The sequence below is a fragment of the Armatimonas sp. genome, from assembly GCF_043760365.1.
Taxonomy (GTDB): Bacteria; Armatimonadota; Armatimonadia; order Armatimonadales; family Armatimonadaceae; genus Armatimonas.
In genome coordinates, this window is sequence record NZ_JAYUPA010000058.1 from 1 (window position 1) to 6,737 (window position 6,737).

The window sequence follows — 6,737 nt, forward strand, 5'->3', positions numbered from 1 at the left end:
GAGACCGACGGCGTGCTCGCCGAGTGCACGGAAACCCGTATCGGGCTGCTCCCCTACTTCCCTCTGGCCAGCGGGATGCTCACGGGCAAGTACCGCAAGAACCAGCCACTTCCTGAGGGAACACGAATCAACGCGGAGTCTCGCTGGCTCACGGAACAAAACCTGGAGAGAGTCGAGGCACTTCTCGCGTTCGCGGAGTCGCGCGGTCACACGCTCTTGGAGCTGGCGTTCTCCTGGCTACTGGCAAACTCCGCCGTCACATCGGTGATTGCAGGAGCCACCAAACCCGCACAAATCCATGCCAATGTCGCCGCCGCAGGCTGGGAGCTGACGACAAATGAGTTGGCGGAGATTGATGCGCTCTTAACGGTACAATAGCGACGTGACGTCTGATTTTCGCTACCATGTGGCCTCGCTCTCTGCTGTTTTTTTGGCGCTCGGAATCGGCATTCTTGTGGGAACGGCATTTGTCGGCACCAAAGTGGTGGATCGGCAGACGGCGGCAGTGGATCGCCTCACCAAAGAGACCGTGGAGCTTAGGAAAGAGACACGGGAGCGGGAGCAGACGGAGCAGATGCTCTTTGACGCGCTACCTCTCCTCGTGGGGCAGGCTCTTGCCGCTAAGCCTGTTATGGTGATTCAAGTAGGGACAAGCAGTGTCGCCGCGGACCAGGCCCAGAAGGCACTGGAGCTAGCGGGAGCGACCGTCAAGCGCACCACCCTCCCCGACAAATGGGAGATGTTTCTCTCCCAAAGCTTCCCTGAGCTGGTTGTCTTCGCAGGGGGGGAGACCGAGGGACTCGCCCGAACCCGAGATAGTGCTGTGCTCAAAGCGCTTCGTGAAGGCCAGAGCCGGGTTGTCGCGGTTGAGCTTTACGAGACCCCCGTATCGCTGGTCTCGCTCTGGAGCACACAGGCGGATGCAACAGTGGACTGTATGGACCGTGCCACAGGCTGGCTCGCTCTGATTGTCGCGCTGCGTGGGGAGAGCGGCAGCTTCGGCCTGAAAATGGGGACTCACCTCGTTCCCCTTGCCCCACTTGCTAGCCCAGCACCGACGCCCTCTCCCTCACCCTCGTCTACCCCATGACTCTCTCCGTATTGATCCCCGCCTACAACGAAGCACAGCGGATTGCTGCCACCGTTGCCGTCACGCTCGCCTTGCCCGGTGTCACAGAGGTTTTGGTAATAGACGATGGCTCAACCGATGAGACGGCAAAGCGGGCGGAGCAAGCAGGAGCACGTGTTGTGCGTTTGGTACAAAATGGCGGCAAGGCGGCGGCGCTGACCGCAGGCTTCAAGGCGGCAAAAGGCGATCTTCTCCTGCTCCTTGATGCCGACCTCGGTTCCACCGCCGCAGAGGCGATCAAGCTTGTCCCCCCTGTGCTCTCCGGAGAAACCGACATGACAATCGCGCTCTTTCCTGTAATTCCCGGACGCGGCGGGGGCATGGGCCTAGTCCTGCGCTTGGCACGCTGGGGAGTTCAGCGCGCCACCGGGAGGACACTGCAAGCTCCCCTCTCCGGCCAGCGCTGCCTGAAGCGTGAGGTACTCGCAGCAGCGCTTCCTCTTGCGGCAGGCTTTGGGATCGAAACGGGGCTGAATCTCTCGGCGCTCAAGGCAGGCTTTCGCATCTTAGAAGTTCCCACCACAATGGACCACCGCGTCACCCAGAACGACTGGCAGGGCAAGCTCCACCGCGCCCGCCAGCTCCGCGATGTCGCCAAGGCGCTCCTCCGATGATCGCAATTGCTGCCATTTTGGCTTTGCTCTGCCCTCTTTTTACCCGGATGCTCTGCCCGGAGCTTCAGCTGGTGCGGCCTAATTTCCAGAAGAAGCCTATTCCTGCCGCCACGGGACTGAGCTTCTTGCTCCCGCTGGCCTGCTACCCGACGCTCTGGCCCGGCATTGCGTTTGGCATGCTCGGCCTCGCCGATGATCTCTGGGGGGATCGCTCCGCGGGGGGATTTCGGGGGCACCTCAAGAGCCTTTTCTCAGGCAAACCGACCACAGGCTCGCTCAAGCTTTTTGGTGGCGGCGCGGTGGCGCTAGCGTATGCATGGTCTCTCTTTCCGCACAAGCCACTCGCGATAACTGTCGCTGCGGGAGTGATTGCACTCTCCGCCAACACACTCAACTTGCTGGATCTGCGCCCAGGCCGTGCGTTCTTTGGTTTCGGCCTACTCCTGCTTCCAGCACTCGCACTTACCCCACTGAGCTTTACCGAACTCTGGCCGCTGCTGATCGTTCTTGCAATCGAGTGGTGGTCGGACGCGCGAGCAAGCGCGATGCTGGGCGATACGGGTTCCAATCTACTGGGTGCACTGGCAGGAGTCTTTTTGGTACAGAGCCTGCCACTGATGGGGCAGGCCGTACTCCTCGTGCTTCTGCTCACACTAAACCTCGTGGCAGAGCGCCTCTCCCTCACCGCCACCATCGAGAAAACGCGCTGGCTCAAGTGGCTGGATGCACGGCTCGGCGTGCGGTAGCTATTTGGTGGGCATGCCCAGTTTTTCGAGAAGCTGAGGGTGCGCTTTGAGCGCAATGCGGGCGAGCTTTCGGTACTGCATCACCCAGGCATTGAGGGCATCGAGGGCTTCTTGCACGGCAGGGGTAGCGTCCTCCGCCGCCCCCTTCGCTCCGGCTTGCGTGCTCTGTGCCTGCTCCAGCGCGGTGAGTGCCGCTTGCAAATCGCTGCGTTTGGTCGCGCTCAGCCCGAAGACGGCGAGCCGGGTTGCCAGGGCACTGTCGGTGGAGAGGGAATTGAGAAAGCGGCGGCCCGCGTCGAGCAGCCCGGCACGCGAGCGCGGCAGCGGGCCACGATCCAGCCCTAGCGCCCCGAGCGCGATATGATCCCCCACGAGCACCGCACGCGCAATCCCCGTCAGCGGCGTCATGAGCTGATACACCACATTGGTCGCACTCTGCACCGTCCCCGTCGCGGTCTTCTTCACCGTCCGTCGGCTCTCCGCAGAGCCGCGCTTCGCTTGCACCGCATCCAGAAGCGCCTTGCCTTCCTGAATCCGCGCTGCCGGGTAGCCAAAGAGCGTCGCGGCCTCTTGAATATCCGGGTTGTTTATCGTGCCATCTATCATCAGCCGTGCCCGCATAATCTGTTTCGCTACGGCTGTCTTTCGTCGTGACCCCATCTTGTTTCATCCTTTCTTCGGCTTGCAATCTGCTTGTTCCCTGCCGTTAAGTGTTTTTTGTGACTTACTTAGCCCTCGCTCCCCCTCGCTGAGAAATCGCTCGCTCTCGCTCAGCCTCCACTCCCTGACGTTTTATTCGTGCTCCTCCATGTTTCAAGAACACTCCCTCACGCTACGTCATGCCCCCATTCTATCAAATCTCCTGAGCCTGCGCCCACGCCTCGACTTCGCGCGTGCGTAAGGCTGCCGCTGATGCCGAAAGCACAAGCCAGTCCCCACTGTCACTCCGCCTCCCACTCTCTAATTCCTGATAGAGACTCTCCAGTATCGCTTCATCTGCTGCACCGAGCTTGCCTAGTACCCAAGACGCGACACGCCGAACGCCTTCTTCCTCATCTGTAAGGAGAGACTTCAGAGCCGCCAACACCATCGGGTGTGCCTCTCCAATGCTTCCCAGCACGGCAAGAGCGATGCAACGAATAGATGTCTCTTCAACCCTGTTTTGCCCGATACGAATCAAAATCGTAAGAATGCGTTGGAGTATGTCATCCAGGTTTCGCAGTGCCTCACTGCTTGAGTAAGGACACGAAACTGGGGGTATACCAAATGGAGGAGCCTCTTGTTCATCCCCGAGCAATCCCAGGGATTTTATGGCATCGCTACGAACGGTTACGTCTTTATCCCAGCAGAGGGCAAGCAGAGTCATGATGCCACGCTCGTCTCCAAGTTTTCCAAGTGTCTCAGCTGCCTCACAGCGAACATCACGAATTACGACAAACATCAGAGTTTAACTTCCTTCCGCCGTAAAGTTACTGAGGGCGACGAGAGTTTCGATCCCCCGTTCATTCCCTAGCTTGGCCAGTGCCTTGGCGGCACCAAGACACCAGTTCTTATCTGGATGCTGACACAGTTCCACCAATACATCCACACCTCGACGATCTCCTCTCTGCGCTAGAACCTCAGCGGAGTAAAGTTGGATATTGGTGCGTACCTTGGCATCCTGGCACAGGCTCGTAAGCTCCGCGAGTCCGTGCGGTTCACCAAGCTTTCCCAGAAGCTCTGCCGCAAGACGACGAATGCTGGCCTCTTCCGTAATTTCTTCAAGAAAGTCTCTCCAGAGTGAGACAAGTGGCTGTTCTCCTTGACAGAGAGCGATCAGCGCCGCAATGCTCCGTTCATCCCCTAGTTTTGCTAAGGCGTGCATCGGCTCAATTTTTGAGTACCCCTTTTCCGATTGACACAACCCTGTCAGAACATCAACAACTTCGGGACTTGCCACCCCGAAATTCCCAAGCGCCTGGATCGCATAATTACGGACATTGGTCTCTCCATCTCCCTCCTGGCAAAGCGCAACAAGAGTGGCGAGAACAGGCTCACTGGCACTGCAAAGCTCCCCCAGAGCCATCGTCGCGAACTGACGAGCAACACTGTCTTCCTCATCTTTTTCCAGACAAAGTGCAATCAGAGCCTCAACACCGCGTTCGTCCCCAAGCTTAGCCAGCGCTTTAGCAGCATTCAAGCGCGTATCAGCGTAGTGGCTTTTGCAGTGTCCGACCAGCGCCACGACAATAGCGCGCGATTTCAGCTCGGGGAGCACCTCCCAGACAAGCTCTCGCAGGCCATCACAGTAATGAAGCGTTTTCTCCTCCTCATGATCCAATAAAAGGGGAAGAAACCGGAGGCCAAGTTCATCTCGCAGCAGGCTTATCTCTGGCGTTGGCAAGAAGTCCTTGAGGCACCGGCTTGCCAACCGCACATCCCGAAAGAGCCATTTCTCATACGGAGACTCGGGCTTTAGGATGGCTTCGCGCACCAGAAAGGCGGCACGCTCGGGAAGCTGGTTGGCTATAAAGCGACAGATGCGCTCATCCCAGTCAGGGTGATGCTTCAGGTGCTGAATTCGCTCTCGCACCACCGAATCGTCTACGCCCTCCAGAGACAGTGCCATGTGCAAACTTTACCACAAAGCCACCTCAGCCTCCCTCTTCGCGAAGCCGGAGGTTACCAATCACACAGCGTTTCGATGTGCGCGGCGCTGCCATCGCGCTGCCAGCCAATGTCGTTAGTCTGGCTTGATCTGATTTAGCTGATTTATCAATTGCTCCATCAGCTCTAGGACATGCTGATGGCGCTCGGTTAATCGTCGGTAATTTTCCTCAAGGTGACGCTTACGACGTGATGCAATGAGCTGGGGACGATTGAGGTGAAGCCGTGTTATGTGAAACGCTCCTGTAGGGGTAAGCGGCTCCAGAGTAAAGTCTTCACGCTCCACAAGATGCACACTGCTCTCCTCATTCAAAGGATGAAGCAGACGCTCCTCTCCCGTAGGGTTCCACCAGTCGCTTTTAAATTCGTTACAGGCATGACAGCAGTACACCAGATTGTCCAGTGCATCGGTTCCTCCGTGCGCTCGCGGTTGGAAGTGATCTACCGTCAGGAGGGCACCCACTTCATCCTCATGGACACCGCAGTACCCACAGCGCAGGCCGTAGCGAATCCGAACCGTGTCGCGGAGCATGCTCAGGCAGCAATCCGCTCGTAGTCACGCACCAGGGCACGACGCTCCGCCTGAGCCGCAACAAGTACCGCCTGGAGATAGGTGACCAGTGCCTCGCCCCGCTCCACTATGCTCTGGAGCTGACGATTGCGCTCTTCCATCCGCAAGAGTTCATCCTCGGACGTGCGGAGCGGATAGGTTGCTTCCACCATTGCATAGTAGGCATCCAGGCGGGCTTGATCTTCCTCGCTCAGTGCCTCGCCGTGACTGACACGGTCATGGAGGACACGCCCTTCGGTTTGCAGTAGCTCATCACTCATGCGGCTATTTTACCCCCACTCACACAGCGTCTCGATGTGCGCCGCGCTGCCGTCGCGGAGCCAGCCATCGAGCTGGGCGGGGTCTTTGAGCTGCTGGCCGCGCAATCTGGGCACGGCGACGAAGCTGGCTTGCCAGTCCGGGAGGGCGGTGATGTCGCCCCAGAGTTTCTCGAACTGCGCCACGGGGAAAATATCTTCCTGGCCCGCGCCCCAGCGCTTCTTCACGTCCTTGAGCGTGACATAAGTTGGCATGCGCGCCGCGACTCTGCGCACGCCCTCTTGTACTTTCTCAGTGTCCGAGAGCGTTTCGCGGGTCAGGCCAAAGAGTGTGAGGAGCGCGTCAATGCGCACCCAAGTGGTGGCGGAGTTGTAGTAGGTCAAGCCAAACTCGGCTTCTTCGCGCGGCATGGCGAGGCCCTCCACGAGGCGCAGGCGACCATCCACGCGGGCCAGACCGCCGCCCCGATCCTCTAAGCGGCGTGGAATCACCTCGACCATCACGCCGTCGGTGCGCGATGCAAAGAGCCCCAGCACAGTGGGGTCTACATCCGCACCCAGTGTGTCAATGTTATGGATCATGAGATACTTCAGCGCAGGTCGCTCCGTGAGAAGCTTTTGCAGGAGGCCGTTCTTTAGTAGGTTGGGAACCTCGTACCAGTGGCCCACCGGGTGCAGGCACTGACCAGGGAGGTTATCGGTGTAGTCCGAGCCCTCGCCCTTGCTCTGTGCCCAGCCGATCAGCGCCGTGCGCACGGACTCGCGCACTTTTTG

General features: G+C 59.0%; 10 protein-coding genes. 4 read left to right on the top strand and 6 right to left on the bottom strand.

What is annotated here, in order from left to right:
• From ACH2EH_RS01415 to ACH2EH_RS01430, 4 genes are all read left to right on the top strand, one after another.
• Window positions 1-378 (top strand): aldo/keto reductase (locus ACH2EH_RS01415; protein ID WP_395138099.1); only part of this gene is annotated, 378 nt, incomplete at its 5' end.
• Between the two features lie 4 nt (window positions 379-382).
• Window positions 383-1,090, top strand: coding sequence for a copper transporter (locus ACH2EH_RS01420; RefSeq protein ID WP_395138101.1), 708 nt, complete (start codon window positions 383-385; stop codon window positions 1,088-1,090).
• A complete protein-coding gene (locus ACH2EH_RS01425; protein WP_395138103.1) occupies window positions 1,087-1,743 on the top strand; it encodes a glycosyltransferase family 2 protein in 657 nt (218 codons plus the stop codon). The genes ACH2EH_RS01420 and ACH2EH_RS01425 overlap by 4 nt, the downstream gene beginning before the upstream one ends.
• Window positions 1,740-2,489 carry a hypothetical protein gene (locus ACH2EH_RS01430; protein ID WP_395138106.1) on the top strand — a complete coding sequence of 250 codons (750 nt, stop codon included), beginning with the start codon at window positions 1,740-1,742 and terminating at the stop codon, window positions 2,487-2,489. Before ACH2EH_RS01425 ends, ACH2EH_RS01430 begins: the two co-directional genes overlap by 4 nt.
• On the opposite strand, the gene ACH2EH_RS01435 is transcribed toward ACH2EH_RS01430, so the two are convergent.
• The 6 genes from ACH2EH_RS01435 to ACH2EH_RS01460 all read right to left on the bottom strand — a co-directional run.
• Window positions 2,490-3,149 (bottom strand): hypothetical protein, encoded by a 660-nt coding sequence (locus tag ACH2EH_RS01435; RefSeq protein ID WP_395138108.1) that lies wholly within the window; start codon window positions 3,147-3,149, stop codon window positions 2,490-2,492.
• Between the two features lie 193 nt (window positions 3,150-3,342).
• On the bottom strand, window positions 3,343-3,930 hold the full coding sequence (locus ACH2EH_RS01440; RefSeq protein ID WP_395138110.1) for a HEAT repeat domain-containing protein: 588 nt from the start codon (window positions 3,928-3,930) through the stop codon (window positions 3,343-3,345).
• 6 nt (window positions 3,931-3,936) lie between these two features.
• A complete protein-coding gene (locus tag ACH2EH_RS01445; RefSeq protein ID WP_395138112.1) occupies window positions 3,937-5,097 on the bottom strand; it encodes a HEAT repeat domain-containing protein in 1,161 nt (386 codons plus the stop codon).
• Window positions 5,098-5,211: 114 nt separating this feature from the next.
• Complete coding sequence (locus tag ACH2EH_RS01450; RefSeq protein WP_395138115.1) at window positions 5,212-5,667, bottom strand: HNH endonuclease; 456 nt, start codon at window positions 5,665-5,667, stop codon at window positions 5,212-5,214.
• Window positions 5,668-5,669: 2 nt separating this feature from the next.
• Entirely contained in the window at window positions 5,670-5,966 is a 297-nt protein-coding gene (locus ACH2EH_RS01455) for a hypothetical protein (protein ID WP_395138117.1), read from the bottom strand.
• A 9-nt stretch (window positions 5,967-5,975) separates the two neighbouring features.
• Window positions 5,976-6,737, bottom strand: a 762-nt coding sequence (locus tag ACH2EH_RS01460) for a UTP--glucose-1-phosphate uridylyltransferase (protein ID WP_395138119.1), incomplete at its 5' end; no start/stop codon positions are given.